General features: G+C 66.3%; 1 protein-coding gene and 1 pseudogene. One reads left to right on the top strand and one right to left on the bottom strand.

Features of this window, described 5'->3' with window-relative positions:
• Nucleotides 1–1199: chromosome segregation SMC family protein (locus tag Y705_RS19455; RefSeq protein ID WP_155850050.1), on the bottom strand; the 1199-nt coding region annotated here is incomplete at its 3' end.
• Nucleotides 1200–1423: 224 nt separating this feature from the next.
• Here Y705_RS19455 and Y705_RS23220 point away from each other — a divergent pair.
• Nucleotides 1424–1669, top strand: a pseudogene (locus tag Y705_RS23220) (3-oxoacyl-ACP synthase III); the annotation flags it as partial.

The raw sequence follows: 1669 nt of genomic DNA, 5'->3' as shown, positions 1-1669 counted from the left end.
GCCGCACCCACGGAACCGGCCAGCCGTGCCGCGCCTTCCCTCCGGTCGGCCGCCGCGCGGAGCAGTGAGGAAAGACGTTTCTCCTCGGCTGCTGCTGTATCCTCGGCGTCCCGGCGATGCCCGACGGCGGTATCCAGCGCGGTGCGGAGCCCGCCGACCTGCCCGGTGAGCGCGTGCTCCTCGCCGCGGACGCGTTCGGCTGAACGCCCGAGTTCGGACGGGTCGCGGCCGGGGTCGACGCTGGTGTCGGCGCTGCCCAGCAGCCGTCGTCGTTCCTCGGCCAGGGTTCTGAGGGAGCGGATCCGTTCGCGGGAGGAGGACAGGGCATACCAGGCATCACGCAGCGCATTGAGGGTGGGGGTGGCCGCTGCGGCGAGTTGCTCGAGTTCGGCCTGGCGCGCCCTGCCCGCCTGCAACTGGCGCTCGACTTCGGCCCGCCGCTCACGCAACGCCGTTTCGTCGGCTTCCTCCCTGGCGAGGGCTTCAGTGAGGCGGGAGAGGTCGTCGGCGAGGAGCCGCGCGCGGGCATCGCGCACCTCGAACTGGACCTGCTGCGCCCGCCGGGCCACCTCGGCCTGTTTGCCGAGAGGCGTCAGCTGCTGGCGAAGCTCCCCGGTCAGGTCGGTGAGCCGGGTGAGGTTGGCCTGCATCGCGTCGAGCTTCCGCATCGTCTTCTCCCGCCGCCTGCGGTGCTTGAGGATGCCGGCTGCCTCCTCGATGAAGCCGCGGCGTTCCTCGGGCGTCGCACCGAGCACCCGGTCGAGTTGTCCCTGCCCCACGATGACGTGCATTTCGCGCCCCATGCCGGAGTCCGACAGAAGTTCCTGAATGTCAAGGAGCCTGCAGCTTTTCGAGTTGATCGCGTATTCCGAACCACCGGCACGGAACAGCGTGCGGGAGATGGTGACCTCGGAATACTCGATGGGCAATGCACCGTCGGCGTTGTCGATGGTCAGCGACACCTGGGCGCGGCCGAGCGGCGCCCTGCCCGAGGTTCCGGCGAAGATCACGTCCTCCATTTTTCCGCCGCGGAGGGTCTTGGCCCCCTGTTCTCCCATCACCCAGGCGAGTGCGTCGACCACGTTGGACTTCCCCGAACCGTTCGGTCCCACCACAGCGGTGACGCCGGGTTCGAATTCGAAAGTCGTCGCTGAGGCGAAAGACTTGAAGCCGCGCACGGTTAGACTCTTTAAATGCACAGTGGTCAGACTCTCCAGAGGGGTTGGGTCTTTCAAATCTACTGGGTTGGGCGGACCCGGGTGTGCATCCCCTTCAGTTCTGTGGACAAACAAGTGTGACCAGTGCAGAAATTAAGAAGTAGGCTTAGCAAAAGGTTCGATCGAATCCCAGAGCTCCTTGGCCGGATCCCCCGCGGACTCCAGTGGCCGGCCAATGGTGCTGAACAGTTGACGAGGCAGGAAATTTGACCGGTAACGCGACGTTCCGACATGACAACACGGCTCTGCTGGCCGTCACGAGTGTGGAGGCGCCGGTAGTCGTCACTTCCGCAGAGTTCGACGAACGGCTGGCGCAGAGCCTCAAGCGGCTTCGGCTGTCCAAGCGCCTCCTCGAGAGGGTAGCCGGAGTCACCGAACGGCGCTGGTGGTCACCCGGTTCCGATTTCGACGACGCCGCCATCGAGGCGGGAGCCAAGGCCATGGCTGAGGCC

The organism is Arthrobacter sp. H41 (genome assembly GCF_000520535.1).
GTDB lineage: Bacteria > Actinomycetota > Actinomycetes > Actinomycetales > Micrococcaceae > Arthrobacter_D.
The sequence above is the reverse complement of the archived record's forward strand: the minus strand, read 5'-3'. Positions and strand labels throughout refer to the sequence as shown.